At 49.2% G+C, this 23,474-nt stretch carries 20 protein-coding genes; 15 read left to right on the top strand and 5 right to left on the bottom strand.

Annotated features, from left to right (window positions below):
* Positions 1-334 precede the first annotated feature (334 nt).
* Both LACZS1_RS02985 and LACZS1_RS02980 read right to left on the bottom strand, forming a co-directional pair.
* A complete protein-coding gene (locus LACZS1_RS02985; RefSeq protein WP_049171015.1) occupies positions 335-1,978 on the bottom strand; it encodes an ABC-F family ATP-binding cassette domain-containing protein in 1,644 nt (547 codons plus the stop codon).
* A gap of 100 nt (positions 1,979-2,078) precedes the next feature.
* Positions 2,079-2,744 carry an MgtC/SapB family protein gene (locus LACZS1_RS02980; RefSeq protein WP_070652095.1) on the bottom strand — a complete coding sequence of 222 codons (666 nt, stop codon included), beginning with the start codon at positions 2,742-2,744 and terminating at the stop codon, positions 2,079-2,081.
* Between the two features lie 251 nt (positions 2,745-2,995).
* Between LACZS1_RS02980 and LACZS1_RS02975 the strand changes: the two genes are divergently transcribed.
* The 3 genes from LACZS1_RS02975 (at position 2,996) to LACZS1_RS02965 (ending at position 7,040) form a co-directional block, all read left to right on the top strand.
* Positions 2,996-3,937, top strand: coding sequence for a Dyp-type peroxidase (locus LACZS1_RS02975; RefSeq protein ID WP_010493433.1), 942 nt, complete (start codon positions 2,996-2,998; stop codon positions 3,935-3,937).
* A gap of 673 nt (positions 3,938-4,610) precedes the next feature.
* On the top strand, positions 4,611-5,927 hold the full coding sequence (locus LACZS1_RS02970; RefSeq protein ID WP_070652094.1) for an ammonium transporter: 1,317 nt from the start codon (positions 4,611-4,613) through the stop codon (positions 5,925-5,927).
* Between the two features lie 201 nt (positions 5,928-6,128).
* A complete protein-coding gene (locus LACZS1_RS02965; RefSeq protein WP_070652093.1) occupies positions 6,129-7,040 on the top strand; it encodes a quinone oxidoreductase family protein in 912 nt (303 codons plus the stop codon).
* Positions 7,041-7,177: 137 nt separating this feature from the next.
* Here the strand turns inward: LACZS1_RS02965 and LACZS1_RS02960 are convergent, their stop codons facing one another.
* Complete coding sequence (locus tag LACZS1_RS02960; RefSeq protein WP_010493422.1) at positions 7,178-7,510, bottom strand: hypothetical protein; 333 nt, start codon at positions 7,508-7,510, stop codon at positions 7,178-7,180.
* A 451-nt stretch (positions 7,511-7,961) separates the two neighbouring features.
* Here LACZS1_RS02960 and LACZS1_RS02955 point away from each other — a divergent pair, with 451 nt between their 5' ends.
* The 4 genes from LACZS1_RS02955 to LACZS1_RS02940 all read left to right on the top strand — a co-directional run bounded on the left by LACZS1_RS02955 (position 7,962) and on the right by LACZS1_RS02940 (position 12,125).
* Positions 7,962-8,288, top strand: a complete 327-nt coding sequence (locus tag LACZS1_RS02955) for a heavy metal-binding domain-containing protein (protein WP_047107266.1) — start codon at positions 7,962-7,964, stop codon at positions 8,286-8,288.
* A gap of 120 nt (positions 8,289-8,408) precedes the next feature.
* Complete coding sequence (locus tag LACZS1_RS02950; RefSeq protein ID WP_070652092.1) at positions 8,409-9,050, top strand: carbonic anhydrase family protein; 642 nt, start codon at positions 8,409-8,411, stop codon at positions 9,048-9,050.
* An 87-nt stretch (positions 9,051-9,137) separates the two neighbouring features.
* Positions 9,138-9,920 carry an alpha/beta fold hydrolase gene (locus LACZS1_RS02945; RefSeq protein ID WP_070652091.1) on the top strand — a complete coding sequence of 261 codons (783 nt, stop codon included), beginning with the start codon at positions 9,138-9,140 and terminating at the stop codon, positions 9,918-9,920.
* 222 nt (positions 9,921-10,142) lie between these two features.
* Positions 10,143-12,125, top strand: a complete 1,983-nt coding sequence (locus LACZS1_RS02940) for a cation:proton antiporter (protein WP_306402899.1) — start codon at positions 10,143-10,145, stop codon at positions 12,123-12,125.
* Between the two features lie 343 nt (positions 12,126-12,468).
* On the opposite strand, the gene LACZS1_RS02935 is transcribed toward LACZS1_RS02940, so the two are convergent.
* A complete protein-coding gene (locus LACZS1_RS02935) occupies positions 12,469-14,664 on the bottom strand; it encodes a DUF3800 domain-containing protein (protein WP_070652089.1) in 2,196 nt (731 codons plus the stop codon).
* Positions 14,665-14,886: 222 nt separating this feature from the next.
* Between LACZS1_RS02935 and LACZS1_RS02930 the strand changes: the two genes are divergently transcribed.
* The 6 genes from LACZS1_RS02930 (at position 14,887) to LACZS1_RS02905 (ending at position 21,021) form a co-directional block, all read left to right on the top strand.
* Positions 14,887-16,278: an amino acid permease gene (locus LACZS1_RS02930; protein ID WP_070652088.1), complete on the top strand. Its 1,392-nt coding sequence runs from the start codon at positions 14,887-14,889 to the stop codon at positions 16,276-16,278.
* Between the two features lie 151 nt (positions 16,279-16,429).
* Positions 16,430-17,275, top strand: a complete 846-nt coding sequence (locus LACZS1_RS02925; protein WP_070652087.1) for an aldo/keto reductase — start codon at positions 16,430-16,432, stop codon at positions 17,273-17,275.
* Positions 17,276-17,393: 118 nt separating this feature from the next.
* Entirely contained in the window at positions 17,394-18,017 is a 624-nt protein-coding gene (locus LACZS1_RS02920; protein ID WP_047107260.1) for an SDR family oxidoreductase, read from the top strand.
* A 379-nt stretch (positions 18,018-18,396) separates the two neighbouring features.
* A complete protein-coding gene (abc-f, locus tag LACZS1_RS02915) occupies positions 18,397-19,881 on the top strand; it encodes a ribosomal protection-like ABC-F family protein (protein WP_070652086.1) in 1,485 nt (494 codons plus the stop codon).
* A 108-nt stretch (positions 19,882-19,989) separates the two neighbouring features.
* On the top strand, positions 19,990-20,430 hold the full coding sequence (locus LACZS1_RS02910) for an OsmC family protein (protein ID WP_010493398.1): 441 nt from the start codon (positions 19,990-19,992) through the stop codon (positions 20,428-20,430).
* Positions 20,431-20,589: 159 nt separating this feature from the next.
* Positions 20,590-21,021, top strand: a complete 432-nt coding sequence (locus LACZS1_RS02905; protein ID WP_070652085.1) for a hypothetical protein — start codon at positions 20,590-20,592, stop codon at positions 21,019-21,021.
* Between the two features lie 378 nt (positions 21,022-21,399).
* Here the strand turns inward: LACZS1_RS02905 and LACZS1_RS02900 are convergent, their stop codons facing one another.
* Complete coding sequence (locus tag LACZS1_RS02900; protein WP_003563620.1) at positions 21,400-21,600, bottom strand: cold-shock protein; 201 nt, start codon at positions 21,598-21,600, stop codon at positions 21,400-21,402.
* Between the two features lie 612 nt (positions 21,601-22,212).
* On the opposite strand from LACZS1_RS02900, the gene lacA reads away from it, so the two are divergent.
* Complete coding sequence (lacA, locus tag LACZS1_RS02895; protein WP_010493381.1) at positions 22,213-22,641, top strand: galactose-6-phosphate isomerase subunit LacA; 429 nt, start codon at positions 22,213-22,215, stop codon at positions 22,639-22,641.
* A gap of 26 nt (positions 22,642-22,667) precedes the next feature.
* On the top strand, positions 22,668-23,186 hold the full coding sequence (gene lacB, locus LACZS1_RS02890) for a galactose-6-phosphate isomerase subunit LacB (RefSeq protein ID WP_010493380.1): 519 nt from the start codon (positions 22,668-22,670) through the stop codon (positions 23,184-23,186).
* Positions 23,187-23,474: the final 288 nt, after the last annotated feature.

Raw genomic sequence — 23,474 nt, 5'->3', positions numbered from 1 at the left:
ATTATCTCTCGTGCAAAGATAAAAGACAAAAAATAGACGAATCAACTTCCGGCAACGTTATGCGGAAGATTAATTCGTCTGTTTCTAAAGAAGCTAAAAAGAAATTCGGAGAATATTTAGTTGCATCCTTGAAAAGCCCAGTGCCAAAGCGGAGCAATCGTAGGCGGTTTGGGGCTCAGCCGTGGAATTGTTGTTGGTGGGGCGCCTTTTGCCCCGCCTACAACAAGGCCGAGCTTTGAAACCGCGCACTTTGCGGGTTCAAAGTCGTGCCCACAGCGTTCCAGCCCCAAACCGCCGGAGATTGCGGAGTTTGGCACGTCCCGGAACAAACTGCCTAAGCCTGCCGCAACGACTCCGGATAAATGGCTTCCACTTGCTTCTGCGCCGTCTCATGCTGCATAAACTCGTCATAACTGGTGTCAGCCCGATCAACAACACCCAGTGGCCCGACCTCGATGATATGATCCGCAATGGTCTGGATGAACTGGTGATCATGACTGGTAAAAATCACGGAACCCTTAAAATCAATCAACGCATCGTTCAGACTAGTAATACTTTCCAAGTCAAGATGGTTAGTCGGATCATCCATGATCAACACATTGGCCTTACTTAGCATCATCTTCGCCAGATACGATCGCACCTTTTCGCCACCAGACAAGACATTCAACTGCTTAAGCACCTCATCGCCGGAGAAAAGCATCCGCCCGAGGAACCCGCGCAAGAACGTATTATCCTGCTCATCTTGCGGCGCAAATTGACGCAACCAATCCAGAATATTAAGGTCAGCGTGATCAAACTCGGGATTTAAATCCTTAGGCATCGCCGCGCGGCTAGTCGTGACACCCCAGGTAATGGTGCCGCTGTCCGGCTCCAGTTCACCTGCCAGCAACTGCATCAACACCGTTGCGGTTACATCGCTGCGGCTGATGATGCCGGTTTTATCGCCTGGTCGCAAAATGAAACTGACATCTTTCAGCACCTGTTGCCCGTCAATCGTCTTGGAAACATTTTCAACCCGCAACAAATCGTTCCCGATCGCCCGCTCAGGTTCAAACTTGATATACGGATACTTGCGGGAACTCGGTCGAATATCGTCCAAAGTAATCTTTTCAAGCTGCTTCTTACGCGACGTCGCCTGCTTCGACTTAGATGCATTAGCCGAAAAGCGGGCAACGAATTCCTGCAGCTGCTTGATTTGTTCTTCTTTTTTGGCATTGGCCTGACTCTGCAGCTGCAACGCCAACTCGGAACTCTGCTTCCAAAAGTCATAGTTCCCGACGTAAAGCTCGATCTTGCCAAAATCAACATCACACATCATGGTACAAACCGCATTTAGAAAATGCCGGTCATGGGAGACAACCAACACGGTATGCTCATAGTCCGCCAAAAAGTCTTCCAACCAGCTAATTGCCTGGGGATCAAGACCGTTTGTCGGCTCGTCCAGCAACAGCACGTCCGGCTTACCGAACAGCGCTTGCGCCAAAAGCACCTTGACCTTCTCCCCTTCAGGCAGATCGGCCATAAGTTTCTGATGTTCGCTTTCCCGAATACCCAGCGACTGCAACAATTGAGACGCGTCGCTTTCCGCGTTCCAGCCGTCCATTTCTGCAAACTCACCTTCAAGCTCGGCAGCCTTGTTACCGTCTGCTTCACTGAAGTCCGCTTTAGCGTATAGCGCGTCTTTTTCCGTCATCACTTGGTATAGGCGTTCCCACCCCTGTAAAACAGTGTTCATGACGGTCTGGTCATCGAACGCAAAGTGATCCTGTTTCAGGCTGCTCATGCGCTCGTTAGGTGACAAACTGACAGATCCGGTTGTCGGCGTCAGTTCGCCTTCAAGAATTTTGAGAAAAGTCGATTTTCCCGCCCCGTTGGCACCAATAATGCCATAACAATTACCGGGCGTGAATTTCAGGTTAACGTCTTCGTACAGCTTCCGGTCCGAGAACGTCATCGAAACATTGTTTACTGTGAGCAATTTCATACCTCGCTTAAAAGATTTCTACATATATTATCAGATTATCGCGGGTTTCACAAATAACGCTGTTTCGTCAAACATTCTCAGTTCGGCTGACCGGCTAAAACTCGATAGAAATAATATTAGGGTTGTCGGCATAAAACATCAGCAAGCGCCGCATATCTTCGTTGGCCCTGCTTTCGACATGCAGGCTCATTTTCACCTCATCGCCTTCATGCTTGATGGAGACGTTCAAGACTTTGATGTGATACTTGCCAAGCGTCTGACGCATGTGTTCCATATCAAAGCCTTCATTGCGAATTCGAATCGTCAAAACGCCATTGTCGCCACTTGGCAGCCAACGATAATGGTGATGCAGAACCACCTGAATGCAGAGGACAAGTGCCGTCGCCGACAAGCCGAGGATGTACAGTTTGGCACCAATGGCCATCCCAACGGCAGCCGTGGTCCAGACACCAGCAGCGGTCGTCAAGCCATTGACGTTGTTGTGCCGCACCAGTATCGCGCCGGCACCAAGAAAGCTGACACCGCTGACGATCTGCGCCGCGACACGAGACGGATCCAACGCAATATTTTTCAAATTCAAAATATCAAAGAAACCATACTTAGAAACAATCATAATCAATGCCGACCCCAGCGCGACAATCATGTGCGTTCGGATACCGGCATTTTTAAAGCGATTTTTGCGTTCAAACCCAATGGCAAACCCGCAAAACGCTGCGACCAGCAGTCGAATGACGAGTTCAACTTGATCCATTATTGTCATTGTCAAAACATCACAACCTTTGTTCTTACTTTACCACCCATGGCAACGGTTTAAAACGCACGAATGGGGCCCCCGACTCTGCGTGGACGTTTAACGAAAAAAGTTCAATGATAGCGGCCGCTGACAGCCTTCACGACTGCCAATACAGCTGCTTAACTAAATCATCCTGTCCAGGTGAAAATCGTTGCAATCCCTACCCGCTATGCTACACTAAAACCAGATTAAAATGATTCTAGTTTGGAGGAGAAAGAATGGCAATTGATTTACGGGATGTACAGGATGTGTATAAAGATGCAGGGTCGGATATTATTTTTGCAACATTTGATCTTAAACGGGAAGACGTTGCAAGCGACAAGGAGATGATTGCCGATTTGGCGGATCATCTGCCGGCCTTCATTAACAGTCTGAATATTCGTTATCCTGATGCAAAACTGGCAACGGCTTTCGGCTTTTCGCGGAAGGCGTGGGATTATCTTTTTCCTGATGCCGAACGACCAAAGGAGTTAGAAGAATTCCAGCCAATCGTGGGCCCTAAATACACCGCGGTTGCCACCCCGGCGGATCTATTCTTCCATATCCGGTCACAAAACTCCGCCGTACCGTTTGAATTGATGTCCGAAATCATGGAAATCATCGGCGACAACACGGTCACACTTGATGAAACCCATGGCTTCCGCTACTTTGAAGGCCGCGCCATCATCGGCTTTGTAGACGGCACGGAAAATCCCAGCGCACTGGACACACCGGAATACGCGGTGATCGGCGATGAAGACCCTGCGTTTGAAAATGGTTCGTATGCTTTTGCCCAGAAATACCAACATAACCTCGATGCTTGGAACAAGCTCAAAACGGAAGACCAGGAAAAAGCCATCGGTCGCAAGAAGTTCAATGATTTTGAGTTAGCTGATGAGGAAAAACTGGTTAACTCGCACAACGTTGTGTCTCAGGACAACGAAGGCGGCGTGGAGCATAAGATCGTGCGCATGAACGTTCCCTTCAGCAATCCTGCCGAAAAAATCAACGGTACTTATTTCATCGGTTACGCCCGCCACTGGGCCGTCACCAAGCGAATGTTGCAAGGCATGTTCGATAACTCCGACCGCCTGCTCGACTTCTCGACGCCATTGACTGGTGAGCTGTTCTTTATTCCGTCTAAGTCCGTTCTTGGGCAGATTGCAGATGGTGAGCTTTAAGATTTCTAACGCTTAACGAGCACATTGATTGTTATCAGACGCTGAACCATAATTCCGTAAAAGCATTAACAGTTTAATAAATCCCGAACGACACAGAAAAGGTTCAGGCAATCTGTTCCGGGTCGTGCCAAACTCCGCAATCTCCGGCCAGATGGGGCTGGAACGCTGTGACGGCGCTTTGAGCTCGCAAAGACCGCGATCTCAAAGTCGCCTAACAACATCAGCGACAAGCCCAGTCGCTGTGTTGTTTCCACTGCTGAGCCCCATCTGGCCTCCGATTGCTCCGCCTTGGCACTAACATATCGCCGTCCCTAACGAATTACTTTTAGTGAAACAAATAGCGAACATACTCACAATTTCCCAATGGAGTATGTTCGTTTTATATTGCCGTTGTGAATTATGCCCCAGCTACTTTCCTAGCGATTTCGTTCTTTCACCCACAAACATATATAGACCAATAAATCAAGAATCGATCATTCACGCTAACCGTCAAGTTCTGGTGTCACATAACCTAACGCAGAAAATAATTTTTTGCAACCCAGAGAATCCTTTAACATCGGCAAGGTTATAATCCAGCCGAACATTGGTCTAGATAAATGCTAGATGGCCTAACCCTGCTTCGGCAAAAACCCGTGCTACAATACCACCATTCAAGATGAACGGGGTGGCACAGATGAATTTAGCCGATACAGGGTTTGTGATCATTGCAAGTGTGCTGGTTTGGTTTATGACACCAGGGCTAGCTTTCTTTTATGGTGGGCTTGTTTCAAAACGCAACGTGATTAATACCATGCTTTCGGTCTTTTATATTACCGGCATTGCCATTTTATTGTGGGTCGCCGTTGGTTACGAACTGAGTTTTAACGGTAATCTATTTGGCGTCATCGGTCAGGTGCACCATTTTTTCCTGAGTGACATTTCGCTTGGCGCGGTCACGGCGGCGCGGATTCCGACCGGGGTTTATATTCTTTTCCAGATGATGTTTGCGATCATCACGCCGGCTTTGTTTGTCGGTGCGGTGGTCGGGCGAATGCATTTTAAATTTCTGACTTGCTTCATCGTTTTGTGGTCATTGCTGGTTTATTATCCGCTGGTGCATCTGATTTGGAGTCCAGATGGTTTGCTGGCAGGTCTCGGTGTTCTCGATTTTGCCGGTGGGACGGTGATCCATATTAATGCCGGGATCACGGCACTGACCCTTTCAGCGTTTCTCGGACGCCGGACTGATGAACATACGGTTCCCTACAATCGGCCTTGGGTGTTGCTGGGAACCGCAATTTTATGGATCGGCTGGTATGGCTTTAATGCCGGGTCTGCGCTGGGTGTGAATCAAGCTGCCATGACCGCTGCCTTGACAACTTCGGTCGGCGCGGCGGCAGCGCTGGTCACCTGGATGTGTCTCGACATCTGGCAAACCGGACATCCCACCTTGATTGGCACTTGCACCGGTGCTTTGTGCGGACTGGTCGGCATCACGCCGGCAACTGGCTATGTCACGAGTTTTGGCGCCGCCTGCATCGGGGTTTTGGCAACGTTAGCCAGCTACTGGTTTATCAGCAAAATCAAGCCGCGCCTCGGAATCGATGATACCTTGGACGCATTTGGCTGTCATGGTGTGGCTGGGATTGTCGGCAGCATCCTGACCGGTGTTTTCGCCAGCAAGCAGGTCGCGCCCAACATTGCGCACGCCGGTCTGGCCTATAATGGCGGCTGGCATCTGCTGCTGATCCAGCTGGCCGGCACGGTAATTGTCATTATCCTGGTTGGAGCAATGGTCACCATCATTACCATTGTATTATCTCGCTTCGTCAGCATCCGCGTGTCCCCTGCCGCTGAAAAAATGGGCCTGGACTACAGTGAACACGCCGAACCAGTCGATGAAGAGGTTGCGGCTAGCTGGGAACACCACACACCTGTCAGTTCATTTCCGGATGAGTTTAAGGGGCAACTCCATGGTTTCGATCCGCGGCCGCATCAGGATGATCGCTGATTGACGTGCGGTAAAAAGGTTGATTAAGAGGGCACCGCCTGTAACCGTTCACCTTTCCTTAACCACTTCAAGGCACTTTGATTGTCTTTTTTCCTAATCATGGTTAAAATGCCGCTAGTTTAACATTGGCATACCGTGCTTCCTAGCCAAGCTTTTTAACCATGCTGGGAAGTGCACAATGATCGTAAAGGAGAAAAGAATATGATCGGATATGGATTTAGCGAGGCAGGCGGTCCGGAAGTCATTGATGCGATTGAATTACCGACACCGCAACCGGGTCCGCGGGAAATTCAAATCAAAACCGAAGCAATCGGCTTGAACAACCGAGATCGGATCGCACGGCAAATGGGCGGCAGCGGCTTGACGGTGCCAGGTTATGATGTCGCTGGGATCGTCAGTGAAGTGGGTAGTCGCGTCACGCAATTTAGCGAAGGCGATCGCGTCATTGCCCGAACCACCAGCGCGTATGCCGAAATCGTGACCGCAGCGGCGGACATGAGCGTTTTATTGCCAGCTGCCATCACTGCGGAAACCGGCGTTGCGCTGATTACCCCCGGCGTCACCGGTTATCGCATGGTCGAACTCGGTAAAATTAAAGCCGGCGATACGGTGATTGTAAAAGGTGCTTCTGGTGGCGTCGGCTCTGCTGCAATCCAGCTGGCGGTTGAGCGCGGCGCTTCCGTGATCGGCATCGCCGCCAGCCGCCATGAAACCGAGGTCAACCGCCTTGGAGTCGAACATTTTGTCGCGTACGATCGCGGCAATCCTGTCGATGAGCTACGGCAAACGGCTGATGTCGTGATTAATGCAGCGATGAATGGTCTCGGCGGTGATGACGACGTTGAAATGGCCAAGGACGGTGGCCTGATCGTTTCGGTTAGCCACACAGAACCCCTGCTAAGTCGCGGCGTTCGGTTCGTGCATACGCGACCACTCGGCGGCTCTGAAGTCGGTCGGGCGCTGCAAACGCTTGTTGATTTAATGGCGCAAGGAAAACTGACTGTCCAAGTCGGCTACGTGTTGCCATTTACCCGCGAAGGTTTTATCAAAGGCCATCAACTGCTCGATGATCCGCGGCATGAAGGCCGGATTGTCATCAAAGTTTCTGAATGATCAAACTTATTTTCGTCCTGATGATCAAACAATTGACTTAGAAGTGGTGCTTAGATCATCTGAAAATGCGAATATTAAAAACCGCGGTCACGCTAACCGCGGTTTTTTTGCATGCAACTTGTTTGTCAACTGATATATCAGTTGACCACATCCACCGGCCCGTGATCGTCAACATGATCGCCGTGAACATGTTGCAACCGACCATTAACCAAATAATCAATGTGATCACCATGCGGTACTTGTTCGTGACCGCAATATTGATCATGCAACTCACCTTCAACAATCGGACTTTCACCATCAGGATTAGTGGCGGATACGGGAATCACAGCCTCATCAAAATGGTCTTCATGCGGGTGATGAAGATGACCATTTTCGAGATAATCAACGTGATCACCGTGCAATAGCTTGGTGTGGCCACAGGCAAGGCTGTGGTGATGGTGCGCATCTACTTCCGCAATCGTATGTGCCATTAAAAGTCCTCCTCTTTAATTGTCTCAGCATTTTCTATAGACAATCATTTTATATCATTGATATTTCATAAAGTCAATTATAAAGTTTACTTATGAACTATCAGACGTTACTTTTTATTGTATAATAAGCAATTTAAGTCTTTGATATGGGTGCCTTTGCTTGTTAACGTTTGTGATTTTTTCACCACCCAATTTTTTAAAACTTATTTTTCTCCAAAGAAGGTGTTTTAGTATTAAACAATGCCGGACTTGCTGAGTGGCATTGAAGATAATTCTTCCCCATGATGTCTTCTACGTTGTCTGAGCGGCTGTTTTACTTGTGATCACCATGCCCGGGTGGTAATCTGATGCTGGTTATGCACACTCGGCAGCATGGCGATGTACATAAATTTTGCAACCGGCTATAGCAAATCACCTGACACTCATTCTAATAAAGAAAGCGGGTTTTATTGTGGCACAAGACATTTTGATTACAACCACCGAGAACATTCCGGGTAAGCATTATGAAATTATCGGCGAAGTTTTCGGCTTAACCACCCAGTCCAAAAACGTGATTAGCAACATCGGCGCAGGGCTAAAAAATATTGTCGGCGGCGAAATCAAAGCTTATAGCAACATGCTGCATGAGTCACGGGAAAAAGCGATTGATCGGCTGCGTGATGAAGCTCGTAAAGCTGGCGGTGATGCTGTTGTCATGATGCGGTTTGACTCCGGTTCAATCGGCGGCGACATGCAAAGCGTTGTTGCTTATGGAACGGCAGTTAAGCTGCTCGACTAGTCTGACCTCTCACTAACAATCCAACTCACCTCGCTCACGAGAAAAAACAGGTTTTGCTTTGGCAGAGCCTGTTTTTGAGACCATTCATCTATTCGATGCGACGAAAGGAATTAGCGTGACATGCCACCGTTAGACTATCACCATCAAGATACTTGGCCGAATGGTTTTGGCCAGCAACAGTCCCCGATTGACCTGCGCGAAACCACCGCTGCGGATACTTCGACGTTAACCGTTTTGGCCCCGTGGCTGGCAGATCAGGAAATTGACGACCACGTTACCATCCGCTTAGCCGGACATGGGCTTACGCAGATCGACCAGACCCAATGGCACTTTATTCAGGCGCATCTGCATGTGCCGGCAGAACACCAAACCGTCAATCAACGCGCCGCAGAATGGCATTTTGTGCATCAATCGGCCATTGGCGCACTTTGCGTCGTGGCGGTTTTATTACCGTTGGGCGATGGCATGCCGGTAATGGACAGCGTACTTGATCATTTCGTGGCCCGGAGCTCGCAGCCAGTAGCACTGCAACTCAACAGTTTACTGCCGCCAAAAGGGACGGTCTTTCGTTACCTCGGCTCACTGACCACGCCACCGCTAACTGAAGGCGTCACTTGGTATGTCATCGATCAAACCTCCATCACGATCAGTCCTCAACAACGCCAACGTTTTCAGCAACTTTTCCCGGATAACCATCGACAGCTTCAGGCCCGCAATAATCGTCCAGTTTTGCGTGGCTCATTTTTGCAGGGATCGAAATAGGCTTGGCACCGTCATTGTAAGGCCACGGCGCCCAACTTTTTTATTATCGTCTACTCGCCATGCTCACGCTCAGGAGGCTGGTGCATCATGAAACGCAAACAACCAAAACGTCATCATTGGTTAGGAAAAACTGTACTCAGCTTATTATTGTTGGCCGCTGGCGGTTATTGGCTTTGGTGGCAAATTGGCAGCCGACCGATCCACGCCCGAACTTATCGCAATACCAACGTCGTCACGGTTTTCATACCGGGCTACGGGAGTAATAGCCTGACATTTGGGCCCATGGTCAGCCGATTTCAGAAGGATCACGCCACTAATCAAGTCACGACCATTAAAATCAGTGCCACCGGGAAACGCACAGTGACAGGTGCCAAGCGCTATGACGGAAAAAATCCGCTTATCAGCGTTGTCTTTGAAGATGCCAAGGCACCGGTCAAAGAAACCCGGCAACTCACCGCCTTGCTACATTGGCTGCGTACCAAGCATCAGGTTAAGCGGGTTAACCTTGTCGGCCATTCCATGGGCAGTAACCTCAGCTTTCGGTATCTGACGGCGCAACACACTGACGCCCAACCGCAAGTGGTCAAATATATCTCGTTTGCCAGCGAATTTTATCGCGATCCCACGTCGCAACTGGCACATTTTCCTAAATCCGTTCAAACCCTCGTCATTGGCGGCCAGATCTTCGGCGCAAAAGGCGACTGGGCAGTCAGTCTTGCTGGCGTCAAGCGGTACGAAAAAGAGCTTAAAGCAGCCGGCGTTTCCACATCCCTTTACATTTACCGCGGAACACCAATCGGAGCTTACCACAGTAGCTTGCATCAGAATCCTTACATTGATGCTGAGATACTGCAGTTTTTGTTTACCTGATATCCGACATCCACTGCAACGAGCTAGCAATCAGTGTTTTTATAAATTTGGTGTTAAAATTGGGGCATCAAATCAGGTTAACCGGTGAAAACGCGTTCGCTGGCGCAGGAGTCTGCGTGTAAGGGCCTTGGTCGCAATGGCCTGAGTCCGGGCCATCACGCCCAAGGCCACTTACACTCCGACTCCTAAGCGCGCCAGCTCACGCTCTAAGGGGGGATTGCTTTGAGTCAGGTCGTTATTTTCGGCATTATGTTGGCCACCGTGATTGTTGGCAATCTGCTTGCCCGCCATATTCCTAAGATTCCCCTACCTTTCTTCTTGATTGGCCTTGGTGCAGCGTTAGCCATCATGCCGTCGTTGCGGAACTTTGCCATTGATCCATCGGTTTTCTCCTTCGCCATCATTGCCCCATTGCTGTTTAACGAAGGTCAAAATGCATCACGACTCCAGATTGGCCGATCATTGACCAACATTGTGTCGCTAGCGGTTGGTTTGGTGCTGTTTTCGGTCATCATTTTAGGCTTTAGCGTCCATGCCCTTTTCCCGGTTATTCCGCTCAGCTTGGCATTTGCCTTGATCGCCATTGTCACGCCTACCGACGCATCGGCAGTCAGTGCCGTTGCGCAAACGAACCCTTTGAGTGACAGCCAGATGCAGCTGTTAAATAATGAAAGTCTGTTCAACGATGCGGCGGGCATTGTTGCCTTTGACCTGGCCCTTTCCGCCTATGTTTCCGGCAGGTTATCGGCAACCGATGCGTTGTTGGACTTTCTGTTTGTCTTTTTTGGCGGCATTTTAGTTGGTGCGATTATCGGCACCTTGATCGTCAATCTCCGAGCGTGGTTAATTCGGATCGGTGACGATGAACCGCTTATTATGGTCGGTATTCAACTGCTGACACCGTTGCTGGTTTACTTTTTGGCTGAAGAGCTGGCCCTTTCCGGCATTTTGGCAGTCGTGGCGGCCGGGATTGCGCAAGGTGTTGAGCGTGACCGATTACGGCTGACCAGCGCCCGCATGCAGATTATCAGCGCCAATGTCTGGGAAATGATTGCGGCGGTTTTGTCCGGATTGGTGTTTGTCCTGTTAGGCTTATCGTTACCGAATGTTGTCATCGAAGCCTTACGCGGCCAAGCCGGCCTATTCAGTTTGCTCGTGGGAATCGGTGTTTTCATTTACGCGGCAAAATCACTGGTTCGCTTCTTCTGGAGCCGCACGCTGTTACGCATCGGCAAGAAAAATCGGTGGCGCAATGCCTTGATCATGATGCTGGGCGGCGCAAACGGGACCATCACGTTATCATTGGCTTTTTCGATGCCACGGACGATTAACGGGCACGAATTTGCGTTGCGTCAAGGTTTGATCCTGATTGCCGCGGTGGTCATCCTGCTGAGCCTGATTGTGCCGGTGATTGTGTTACCATTCTGCGTGCCTAAACAACCAAAACGCAATCGCCAGTATATCTGGCTGCGACGCATGTTGTCGGCTGGTATCGATGCCATGCGCGACGAAACCGAACATCACAGTGAAGCCCAGATCGTCGCCGATGCTTTATCGCAGGAAATGATTCTAAACGACAATCCATCGCGCCGGCTGCAACGGAGCATTTTTGAAGGCACCATTACGGCGGAAAAGGCAGCGATTGAAGCGTTGCGCGCAAACGGAACGATTACAAAAGATGAGGCGTATTATTATAACCGGTTTATCGACTTAAATGATTTCACGGCTGATCAGCGCTTATGGAAAAACCTGTTTTTGCGAATCCGCTTTTCCATTAACATGGGGCGCATGTATAAGGCTTTTAATGAAGCCCAAAATGCCTTTCTGACTACGCCGCTTAACCTTGAGCCAATCTTTTGGAAGCGGCAGTTCACTGCGCATGGTGAGGACCTTCTGCCAATTGAGCAGGCGGGATATGATGCGGTGATGAAATATCTAACGCATATCGAAAATGTCCAAAACCGCAGTGCCGTCAACACCATCCGCCGTTTTTACCGCGATCGCCATCGCCGGGTTCACTCCGATTCCTTCGACGGCGACATCCTCTACGCCATGTTCCTAAAAGCCTTCCACGCTGAATATGAATTTATCCAGCAGGCATTTGCAGACGGCAAGCTAAACCGCGACATCATGCAACGCCTACAAACCCGCATCACATTTGACGAAATCACCTATCTGAAAAATCAGGATAGTTTTATCGTGTGACTGTGCATGCAAAAAAACGGTTCCGGGGAGATGAGGTTATCATCATCTTTCCGGAACCGTTTTGCTTTAAGGCGATTATGAACTGTTACCGTAACTGCGACATGATTTTCGATCGAAATATAAAGGTCGGCACAAAACTTCTGTAGTGCCAAAGCGGAGCAATCGTAGGCCAGATGGGGCTCAGTTGTGAAGTTGGTCTTAAACGGGTGGTTTTCCCGTTTTAGACCAAGGCCGAGCTTTGAAACCGCGGTTTTTGCGGGTTCAAAGTCGTGCCCACCACGTTCCAGCCCCATCCGGCCGGAGATTGCGGAGTTTGGCACGGCATAAAACTCCTAGCCTTACTTTAACGCTTAGCCTTTGAGTCAGAATCCAACGCCATTTCCAGCTCATCCGCAGCCGTCTTGGCAACACTTTCAATTTTCGCCAAAACTTTGCCATACGGCTTCGGGTCCTTATTGATATACCGCAACAGGCCAGCCATTCGTGCCGTCATGTCGTACCAACTTTGATTCGGCATGCCAGAAATTTGGCCGACGCGAGCATTTGGCAAGACATCAATCAACTGTTCCAAGGCATTTTTAACCACCGGCAACGCACCGCGAACCCGATCCGAGTCCGCATACGTGGCATCGAAAATCAGTTGCATGAACCGATCAGGCTGTGAGTGCTTCGACGGGGTTGCGGCCCGCTCTGCACGAACGCCCATGACGACTTGCTGCAACCCAAGCAATGTCAGGCGCACAAGTTGGTCATGCTGCGAAACACCAAGCTCAGGCATCGGATTGATCCCAATCAGGCTGAGTTCATCATGACTTAAGCGCAAAGCCGCATTAGCAACAAAATCAGACAATTGCAAACCAAGATGCTCACGCGAATCAGCAAACTCAAAGCGAACTTTGATCGGCCGTTCCAGTGACAACGTCAGATAGCGGCTGACAATATCGGCCCCCATCACGAGCTGATTGCCTTCCAGCTCGTTACGATGGTCAATCATAATCACGATACTGTCAAAAGTGGTATCCACATCCCGCAGCACATGAATCGTTGCGCCGATATACGGATAGAGATATTCCATTGACGGCGCAAAATCAGGATAAGTCGTTTTGCGTGAAAAGACTGTGTACATCCCCATATGCTCATGTTTGGCCGCTTTAATCAATTGCGTCAGTGCATCGACTTGTTTGCCGCGCGCCTTGACTTCATCGCCGGGCTCCCAACCGTACGGGTAAAGGGCATCCCGAAAACCGGCAAGACTTTCATCGTCACCTTCCGGGAAAACAGCTGCAATTCCCATATGCATCATGCGCGGATCCGGCCGCCGTTCTTCAAAACTTTCATCGATGAACAGCTGCAATTGCTTACCAGTGACCAATGGCGCTTCGGTATGCATACCATAACTGGCACGCTGATTCCGCTGGCTGGTGGCGTTGGTCGCAGAGGTGTTGTTGCTCGTACTACTTGCAGTTGCGCCATTGCGCTCATTTGACGAAGAACGGATGACGCTTGGTGTATGAGTTTCAACTTTATTGACCACAGCCGGCACATGTTGCCTGGTTGCGTCTTGACTGGTCATTGACTGCGACGCACTGGTAGAAACCGATTGCGTCATTGGCTGCCAGTTTTGCGGATCGGCATTGGCCGCAAATCGATTCTGCTTAGGCCGCCCTGGACGTCGGGTGCTATTTGGCTTGTTACGATCGGTCCGCACATTACGCCGTTCGTTTCGAACCGGTTCGTGTTCAGACTTGCTATTACGCCGGAACGTCTCGGTTTTACCGGTTGGCGTGTGCTGTTTAGTATGCCGCGCCGTTGTTTCGTGCCGTTCATCGGTTTCGGCCGGTTTCGTCGAAGCCGCAACAGACTGACTGTTCGTTTGTGCCTGATGCTTCTTTGCTTCGGCCTGAGCCTCTTGGGTCGCAACATCGGGCTGCTGCCGAATGGTAAAACGATGGTTCCGAGTTGACGGCCGCTTACTTGTGGTCGGCTGCTCGGTTGGTGCTTGTGAGTTAGTTGCCTGGTTTTGATGCTGATTGTTTGTCCGGTTAGCTTGCCGCGCCGTCACGATTGCGCGATTGACCCGTGTTGTTGTCCGACGCTTTGGTTGCGTGCTTGCTGCATTTTCCTGTGCGTTAGTAGCCGATTGGGTCGTTGACTGACTGTGATTGGTTGCCGATGCACTCGTTGAGTTGGCTTGGCTGTGTGCCGGACGTCCAACGGTTCCGGTTGAAGTTCGCTTAGCTGCCGCTTTTGACGTTGCTGACGCCTTTGCAGCGGTTTTGCGGGTCGCCGGTTTGGCTGCTGGTTTTTTGGCAGCAGTTTTCTTGGTCGTTTTGGTGGTAGCTGCACCAGCCGGCACTTTGCCTGATGCAATGATGCTCTCAATCTTGGCCGTCGTCTTGCGGCTGACTTTTTCACCGCGTAAGGCTTTGCGTAACGTCGGCACGGATACGCCGATGGCAACGGATGTGGCGTTGGTGTTCAGTTGATGCTTTGCCATATAAGCATTTAATGAAGTTTTTAACTTATTATCTTTATCCAAAATATTTCCTCATATCCTACTTAAATTTAAATGATTCGGTACTAGTTTACCGCAAACGAGGACGAACGAACATGATTTGGAACAGCAAGCGTTATACTTACAAATGTAATGCATGCCGGTTTCAAAAATGTCTGCATTTTGCGTTCACTTGTTTGCGCAAACTAGACTTTTCTTGTATAGTCTTTTTCTGTATGCCACTAGATGAAAGAAATGGAGATCAACATGCAACGAAAACTTAGCGGACGCCATATGCAAATGATTGCGCTTGGCGGTACCATCGGCGTAGGCCTGTTCATGGGTGCCGGTGCAACAATTAAATGGACCGGGCCATCAGTTCTGATTGCGTATATTGTTGCCGGCCTTTTTCTCTATCTCATCATGCGCGCCTTGGGTGAGATGCTGTATGTCGATCCGGCAACTGGCTCGTTTGCCAAATTTGCCAGCGAATACATGCACCCGCTTTTTGGTTACTTAACCGCATGGAGTAACATTTTCCAGTTCGTGGTCGTGGGCATGTCAGAAATGATTGCCATTGGTGAATATTTTAAATTCTGGTGGCCCGGGCTGCCGGGATGGCTTCCTGGGCTCGTAGCGATCACCTTCCTTGTTTTAGCCAATCTGATTTCGGTGCGAATGTTTGGCGAATTGGAGTTCTGGTTTGCACTCATCAAAGTTGTTACCATTATTTTGATGATCGTTGCCGGACTCGGCGTCATTTTATTTGGTCTTGGTAATGGCGGCCATCCCGTGGGTATCAGTAACTTATGGACCCACGGCGGCTTCTTCACCGGCGGCTTTAAGGGCTTTTGTTTTGCCTTATCGATTGTGCTCGGTTCTTACCAAGGCGTGGAACTCATCGGGATCACGGCAGGCGAAGCGGCTAATCCCAAGCCGACGATTGTTAAGGCGGTCAAAGATACGATTGGCCGAATCCTTATTTTCTACGTGGGCGCAATTTTTGTCATCGTGGCAATTTACCCATGGGATCAGCTCAACACACTAGGATCACCGTTTGTGCAGACCTTCGCCAAAATCGGAATCACGTTTGCGGCATCCCTCATTAACTTCGTCGTCATCACGGCTGCCTTGTCCGGCTCGAATTCAGGCATCTATTCTGCCAGCCGGATGCTGTACACCTTGGCTGATGCTAAACAATTGCCGCGAATTTTCACTAAGCTGAATCGTCATGGCGTGCCGTTTTACCCGGTCGTTTCCGTTGGCGCCGGCATTTTACTCGGCGTCATCTTAAACGCCTTACTGCCTTATGTGGCCCCTGCCGCCAAGAATGTTTTCGTGCTGGTCTATAGCTCCAGCGTTTTACCGGGCATGGTGCCGTGGGTCGTCATTCTCGTCAGTGAAACGCGCTTCCGCAAGGTTCACGCCGATAAAATGCCTGACCATCCTTTTAAAATGCCATTCGCACCTTACAGCAATTATCTCACACTTATTTTCCTCGCGTTCACTTTATTTTTCATGTTGCTCAATCCCGAAACCAGCATCTCATTGTTAGTCGGTGTGATCTTCTTGGTACTGGTCTGCCTGCACTACTTTTTCCACTATCGCACCGGGGCGAAAAAACTTCCCCCAGCCGCGCATGATAACGATCACCGCTAAGAATTAGTGCGGTTTAGGCAGTGAAAAATTTGCATTTTTTCACTTTTAAAAGAAGCCGCGTTCTCATCTTTTGTTCCATTTTTCCGATCATGTTTTTATTTCTTCACTAGTTTGTATAATGGACTTGTAGGAAGAAAGGAAGGTTGCTTTTATGAAAACGATCAATATTGGCGACGTCACGGTACCAATTGTGGGCATGGGTACTTGGTATCTGGGCGAAGGCAACGCTGCGCAGAGTGCTCGTGAAACCGAGGCCTTAAAATACGGGCTGGATCACGGCTTGAACGTGATTGATACTGCGGAAATGTACGGGAATGGCGCTGCTGAATCCCTGATCGGCGGTTTTCTGGGTGATTACAACCGGATCGACATTTATTTGATTTCCAAGTTCTATCCGTCCCATGCAGACAAAAAGCAAATGCGGACGGCGCTGACCAATAGCCTGTCCCGCCTTAAAACCGATTACCTCGATCTCTACTTGCTGCATTGGCGTGGGGCGACCCCGTTAGCAGAAACCTTGGAAGGCCTCCAGGAATTGAAAAAAGAAGGCCTGATTCGCCAATACGGTGTTTCCAATTTTGATGTTGACGACATGGATCAGCTCACGATGGAACCCGGTGGCGATCAAGTTGCCGCTAACGAAGTGTTATACAATTTGCAATCACGCGGCATTGAATATGACCTCCTACCACGTCAAAAGCAAGCCGGCATCACGACGATTGGCTACTCGCCTTATGGTTCCGGCAGTGGTAAGTCAATCAAGTTGACCCCGGAGCTCGTGGATCTGGCCAAAGCCAAGGGCGTTTCAACCCATCAGCTTATGCTGGCGTGGGTACTGCGTAATGGTGATGTGCTGTCGATCCCGCGTACCGGCGAAGCGAGCCACATGGCCGAGAATATTGCGGCTGCCGATGTCACCTTCACACCGGATGAATTAGCCCTGTTTGACCAAGCGTTTCCGGCACCGCGTCACCATATTCCGCTTGAAATAATTTAAACCTAGCACACTGCCAGTTTTGAGCGTCGCTTAGTCTAAAAAATTCGGCGAGCGCTTTCACGCCTCAATAAAAAACGTTATACTGATAACAACTATTTTTCAGGAAAGGACCTTTGTTGTGAAAATCTTTGTTGTCGGTGCCCACGGTCAGATTGGCCAGCTATTGGTGCACAAACTGTTGGATCGCGGTGATACCGTAACTGGCGGTTATCGCGATCCGCTCACCCAGACCCCTGATCCGCAGAAAAATTTCCGGGCAGTCGAACTTAATCTCGCATGGCCGGTTTCACGCTTGACGGAACTTTTTGCCGGCCACGATGCCGTTATCTTTGCTGCCGGTTCGCGGGGTAAGGACTTACTCGGCGTGGATCTCGACGGCGCAATTAAAACCATGAAAGCTGCTGAAGCCGATGATGTCGGCCGCTTCATCATGTTAAGTGCGTTGGATGCCGAGGATCCCGCAAAATGGCCGGAAGAGCTGCACGATTATTACATCGCCAAGTACTACGCCGATGAGTGGCTGATCCATAACACTGATCTGGACTATGTCATTGTCCAGCCGACCGCCCTCACCAATGACCCGGCGCAAGGCACCATCACGCTGCAACCGCAACGGCCATCGACCATTCCGCGAGCCGATGTCGCCGATGTCCTTGTCGCTGCTTTAGACAGCAACCGCCATCGCGAAACAATCAAAATCGCCAGTGGCAACACGCCGATCGCTGAAGCCGTTAAAAGTTGACGAACCGGCCCAGCCGTGCTAATTTTAAAGCAACGTTAAAGCGAAAGTGAGGTCTGTCCATTGAAGTAAGCCAATTGTTGAAAATGTCCAAGTCCTGTTCTCAGCAACGGGATCAGTGCGGACTTTTTGACAATTGGGCTTGATCAATGGCGGATTCTCCGTTTATTTTGGTCAGCCCTGAATTATTTGGGGCTGTTTTTTGTGAGCGCGTTATAGAACTCGGAAGAAGGCTTCTCCTACTCGCCCGTAGTAGAACAATTTCCTGTGAGCTAGCTTTGGCAGTTACGCCATCGCACGCCATCGTGCAGTCCCAAAATCCAAAAAGTCAGCTGATCTTTCTTCTGATAGCACAGGCATATCCGCGAAAGGACGTGACTGTATGTCAACGATTCAAATCAAACACCTTTATTTTGCCTATGACGGTCAGGCGCCACTTTTCAGCGATGCCGGGTTTAACCTCGATACTGGCTGGCACCTTGGCTTGGTTGGTCGTAACGGCCGCGGTAAAACCACGTTGTTGCGGTTATTGCAGCAGCAACTGTATTACCGCGGATCAATCACCGTTCCGGTACCCTTGCGCTATTTTCCGCAACCGCTGAACGAGCGCCAACTGACACTTCACGCAGCGCAAGCCTTCCAAGACGTGGCGCAATGGCAACTGGAACGCGAACTAAATTTATTGCATGCCGGCCCCGATATCTTGTGGCGGCCATTTCGGGATCTATCCGGCGGTGAGCAAACCAAGGTCCGGCTTGCCTTGCTCTTCATCCAAGACGATGGCTTTGCGCTCATTGACGAGCCGACGAATCACCTAGACTTGCGCAGTCGTCGCCAAGTCGCTGCCTATCTGAAACAAAAACCTGGCTTCATCGTGGTCAGCCACGACCGGGATTTTCTCGACGCTGTCACCGACCATACGTTGGCGATCGAACGCAAAAAAATCATGCTTTACCAAGGCAACTACACCACCTTTACCATGGAAAAGCAGCGGCAGGATCAAACCGAACTCGCGCAAAATGCCCAGTTAAAAACGGAAATCAGCCGCTTGAAGCAGACTGCGCACGCCAAAAAAGTTTGGGCAGAAGACAAAGAACGCAGCATTTACGGCGATCGACACGTCAAAAACAGTGGTCATAAGGGGCGCGGCTTCATCAGCGCTCGAGCAGCACGAACCATGAAAAAAAGCAAAAACCTCGAGCACCGCATGGATAAGGAAATTGCCACAAAAGAGCAGCTGCTCAAGAATCTTGAAAAAATCGATCCGCTTACGATGACACCGCAACCAACCCACCATCACCATTTGATTGTGGCCGAAAACGTTCAGGTTGGTTATAATCAGCCGCTTTTCCAACCAATATCATTTACGTTGCACCCCAGCGACCGGGTGGCGATTGTCGGTGAAAACGGTAGCGGTAAATCGACGTTGATCCGGGCTTTGCTGGGCCATTTTACCGGCACACAAACCGGGCTTCTGACCCTTGCACCGGTTGCTTTAAGTTTGGTGCGTCAGCAATATCCTGACAATCGCGGGTTACTACCGGACTTTGCCGAAAAGCGGCACCTCAGTCTTGAAGCGTTGCTTAACAACTTACGTAAGCTTGGAATGCCACGCGCCGATTTTGTCACGCCGATCGAACACCTTAGTATGGGTCAGCAAAAGAAGGTCGAAGTCGCGCGTTCGCTTGCGACACCAGCTTCCCTTTATATTTGGGATGAGCCGCTCAATTATCTGGACACTTATAATCAAGACCAGATTTTGACCGCCATCAACCACTATCAACCAACAATGCTTTTCGTGGAACACGACGAGCATTTTATCAATGAAATCGCCACGAAAGTTGTCCGTCTGACGCCGCTGACGTAAATCGGAAACAGGTCTACCTGCTCTGTGTCCGAGACATATTGCCCGCAAATTAAGCGGTTCCATGGTATACTCACGGTGAAAGCTTCAAAACAAGAAAGGATGGATAGCATGGCAGAACGATCTTTGTATCATACCTATGTCCGCAACGAAAATGGTTTAGTCGGTGAAAGTTATGTCGAAGGCAACCAAGGATTAGCCCTTGGTGTTTCCAGTTCGCTTATTGATGCTCCGGGCACCAATCCGGAGCAATTCATTGCATTTGCCCTGTCCACTTGTTTCAATGCAACGATTCGGATCGTCCAGCATCGTGAAGGCACTGCGGAAGATTCGCAATTACGCACCCGGGTGGACATCGAACGTGACAAAATCGGCTACAAATTCATTGTCGACGCGCAAATTCTCATGCCAAGTCACACACGCGAAGAAGCGCAAAAGATTGTGACCCAGGCATTAGATGAGTGCCCTGTCGCTAAACTGTTAAAAGAAAACGAAAATGTCAGCTTCCGAATTGTTGACGAATTTACCGATGAGCCGACGTTAGGTGAATAATGAGCGGTAACGGTTATTCTTCGTCTACATTCACTTAAGCAAAAAAGTACGCCCGGAATCTTCTGGCGTACTTTTTTTATTTTTCCGTCAAGAATCCTGTATCTCAAAACCTTAATCCACCGTGCGCGTTACACTTGACCATAAGTGGAGATGTTAACGATGATCAAGCAAGGTAACGGACAAACACCGCATCACTTAGGATTGGCGCTTTGTATGTGGTTAGGCAGCATGGCTTTTCTGGCGACTGGCATCTGGGCCACCATTTTATTAGTGCTCACGTCCCGAATCACGGCTGTACTCATCATCACCTTGATTGGCGGTTGGGTGACACTCGCCGGTATCTTCGCATGTTTTGTCACCCTATGGCAATTAGTCCGGGCGTCGCAAGCGGCTCGTCACTTGGTTCGGCGGTTACAATGGCTTCTGGGCGTGATCACGATCATTGTGGCCGTTATCAGTTTGTCGCTTTCTTATGCGTGGGCCAAAAGTGGCGATGCTCCGGGTATTATTTTCATTGGCTTGTTTCTTGCGGCGATGCCTTTTGCTTGCTGGCTTTTGACCAGTGTCTGGCGGTTGACGTTAGAGCGGTGAGTTGGTGTCATGGAGCTCTGAGTACGACGCAGGGTTTTCTATTGGTGGCAATGGCATGTTATTGACTGTTGCGTTTTATAACGTGTTCACCAGCGCAGAAGTCTATGTGTAAGGACCTTGGTCGCAATGGCCAACCTTTTTTTACTCGGGGAGTTTTTTTCTATTTCGGGCACATGTGAAATCTGACTTCCGCGTTCTATAACGCGCTCACAGTCGCAGAAATCTACGTGTAAGGACCTTGAAGCCCAAATGGCCGAAGCCCAGCCATTTGGGCTTCAAGGCCACTTACACTCCGATTTCTAAGCGCTCCTGTTCGCGCTCAACAAAAAAAGACCCACCCAGTTTCCTGAGCGGATCTCTTTTTTAACGAACCAAGAATTAAAGCTTGGTAACGTTAGCAGCCTGAGGGCCACGATCAGATTGTTCTACATCGTAGGAAACAGCCTGACCTTCGTCAAGACTCTTGTAACCTTCGCCGTTGATGGCGCTGAAGTGTACAAAGACATCTTGGCCGTCTTCACCAGTGATGAAGCCGTAACCCTTATCAGCGTTGAACCATTTAACTGTACCTTTTTGCATGAAAGTGAATCTCCTTTTCAAAACTAACAACAACAGACAACCGTAATCCTAAAAAGGAAATTCATGTTACATGATGTTTCCCGTTCAAGTATTACCATGAATAGACTATAACACGTCCAGCAAAAAAAAACTAATTTTTTTGCAAATTAATCGCGATTAATTCGCTGAAAGCGCTCACTTTTAAGAAAGTCGGGCCTTTCAGCAGAGCAATTAGTCTAGACCAATGTGCATAGCAACTTGATTTTATTAGTTGGAAAATTAGCCATCAATCTGATGACAGTACTTTACCTAGTAAACGAATCAAACCACGTCACACCTTTACGTGTGGCTCGATTTGTTTTTCCATCAACTTAAGGCGTGATAAAACTTCCTCCTCTAACTAGAAAGTGTATTTTAGGCCTTTACACTAAAAAGATTCGATGCTACATTGTGGTTGACGAATGAAACATAAGTGAACATACAGGAACAAATATAAACATTGTACGAAAACAAAATTGCTTTCACCTTTTTGCTTCGGGTGTTCTCCCCCACTGACTTCCTTCAAAACGATCAGCTTGCCCCGCCAGTATCTTAGTCACAAATGCAATTCAATTAATCAAAGGAGTGACAATTTTGGATGTTGTGATTGGTGCTGATCAAGACGGTTTTGCCATGAAAGAAAAGGTCAAGGACTATCTCAAGCAGCGCGACTACCATGTCATTGATGTAACGCCGCAACCAGCGAAGAATTTTGTTGAGTCTGCTTTGGCTGTGACCAAAGAAGTGATGGCAGGTAAGGCGCATAAAGGCTTGATGTTTGACCGTTACGGCGTCGGTTCAACGATGGCGGCAACCAAAGTCAAGGGTATGGTCGCAACCAATGTCGGTGACGAAACTGCTGCGCATCAAACTGCCGAACATAATGGTGCCAAAGCCATTGCGATCGGTACTGGACTTATCGGCCTAGATCGGGCGCTCGGCCTGATTCAACGCTATCTGGACGCGGAATACGTTGACGGCCGCCACCAGGTTCGGCTCGATATGCTTGCGAAAATGATCTAACTTTGGAAGAAAGGAAGTCTGATCCCATGATTATTTCTTTAGGTAATGATCATATTGTGACTTACATGAAGATTAAGATCTCGAATTTTTTAAAGCATGCTGGCTATCAAGTTATTGATGAAGGCACCTACGACACCGTCCGGACGCACTATCCGATTTATGGCAAGAAAGTTGCCGAAGATGTCGCCGATGGTCGTGCTGATCTAGGCATTGTTTTGTGTGGTGATGGCAGCGGTATTACCATGGCTGCCAATAAAAACGAAGGCGTTCGCGCTGCTATGGTGAACGACGCCGCAGCGGCCAAGTACGCTCGCGAACAATTAAATGCGAACGTACTTGGCTTCGGCGGTGCCAGCATTGGTGAGCATCTGGCATACGATATCATCAAGGCCTATCTGGACGCCACCTACAAAGAAACGCCGGAAAATGCGGAATTGATCAAAGAAATTGACCACATTGCCAAACCAAACCCTGATCAAAAAGATAATCCGCACTTTTTCGATGAAGAAAACGAAAAATGGGCCGAGGGCGTCTATCACGATTAGTCGCTTCTAGGTTGCCATCGAATTAACCAGTATGGTGATTTAGTTGTCACCGTAGCAAAAAGGCTCTGAATTTCGAGTGATTGAAATTCGAAGCCTTTTTTGATGCCATCATCTTTTTCTTGGCGTTGGTATTTTGTCACTATGGCCCAATCGTGCGTAATGTTGAAGTACAGGGAAAAATGGACAAAATCAGTCGACGCATACCATAAAATCGTATACTATAAAAACGTAGCAACGTGAAGTAATGGTGTTAATTTCATGATCCGCCTTATTTCTGCAAGCGGCAGC

The sequence above is a fragment of the Lacticaseibacillus zeae subsp. silagei genome (assembly GCF_030770335.1).
Taxonomy (GTDB): Bacteria; Bacillota; Bacilli; order Lactobacillales; family Lactobacillaceae; genus Lacticaseibacillus; species Lacticaseibacillus zeae.
This window is presented reverse-complemented; position numbering and strand designations above follow the sequence as displayed.

Bases quoted from the DNA above. Each gene is read 5' to 3' on its own strand.
- LACZS1_RS02970 (WP_070652094.1), top strand. From the start codon at position 4,611: ATGAATTTAGCCGATACAGGGTTTGTGATCATTGCAAGTGTGCTGGTT.
- LACZS1_RS02900 (WP_003563620.1), bottom strand. From the start codon at position 21,600: ATGCAAAAAGGTACAGTTAAATGGTTCAACGCTGATAAGGGTTACGGC.
- LACZS1_RS02950 (WP_070652092.1), top strand. From the start codon at position 8,409: ATGCCACCGTTAGACTATCACCATCAAGATACTTGGCCGAATGGTTTT.
- LACZS1_RS02905 (WP_070652085.1), top strand. From the start codon at position 20,590: ATGATCAAGCAAGGTAACGGACAAACACCGCATCACTTAGGATTGGCG.
- LACZS1_RS02960 (WP_010493422.1), bottom strand. From the start codon at position 7,510: ATGGCACATACGATTGCGGAAGTAGATGCGCACCATCACCACAGCCTT.
- abc-f (WP_070652086.1), top strand. From the start codon at position 18,397: ATGTCAACGATTCAAATCAAACACCTTTATTTTGCCTATGACGGTCAG.
- LACZS1_RS02975 (WP_010493433.1), top strand. From the start codon at position 2,996: ATGGCAATTGATTTACGGGATGTACAGGATGTGTATAAAGATGCAGGG.
- LACZS1_RS02945 (WP_070652091.1), top strand. From the start codon at position 9,138: ATGAAACGCAAACAACCAAAACGTCATCATTGGTTAGGAAAAACTGTA.
- LACZS1_RS02980 (WP_070652095.1), bottom strand. From the start codon at position 2,744: ATGACAATAATGGATCAAGTTGAACTCGTCATTCGACTGCTGGTCGCA.
- LACZS1_RS02925 (WP_070652087.1), top strand. From the start codon at position 16,430: ATGAAAACGATCAATATTGGCGACGTCACGGTACCAATTGTGGGCATG.
- LACZS1_RS02930 (WP_070652088.1), top strand. From the start codon at position 14,887: ATGCAACGAAAACTTAGCGGACGCCATATGCAAATGATTGCGCTTGGC.
- lacB (WP_010493380.1), top strand. From the start codon at position 22,668: ATGATTATTTCTTTAGGTAATGATCATATTGTGACTTACATGAAGATT.
- LACZS1_RS02910 (WP_010493398.1), top strand. From the start codon at position 19,990: ATGGCAGAACGATCTTTGTATCATACCTATGTCCGCAACGAAAATGGT.
- LACZS1_RS02965 (WP_070652093.1), top strand. From the start codon at position 6,129: ATGATCGGATATGGATTTAGCGAGGCAGGCGGTCCGGAAGTCATTGAT.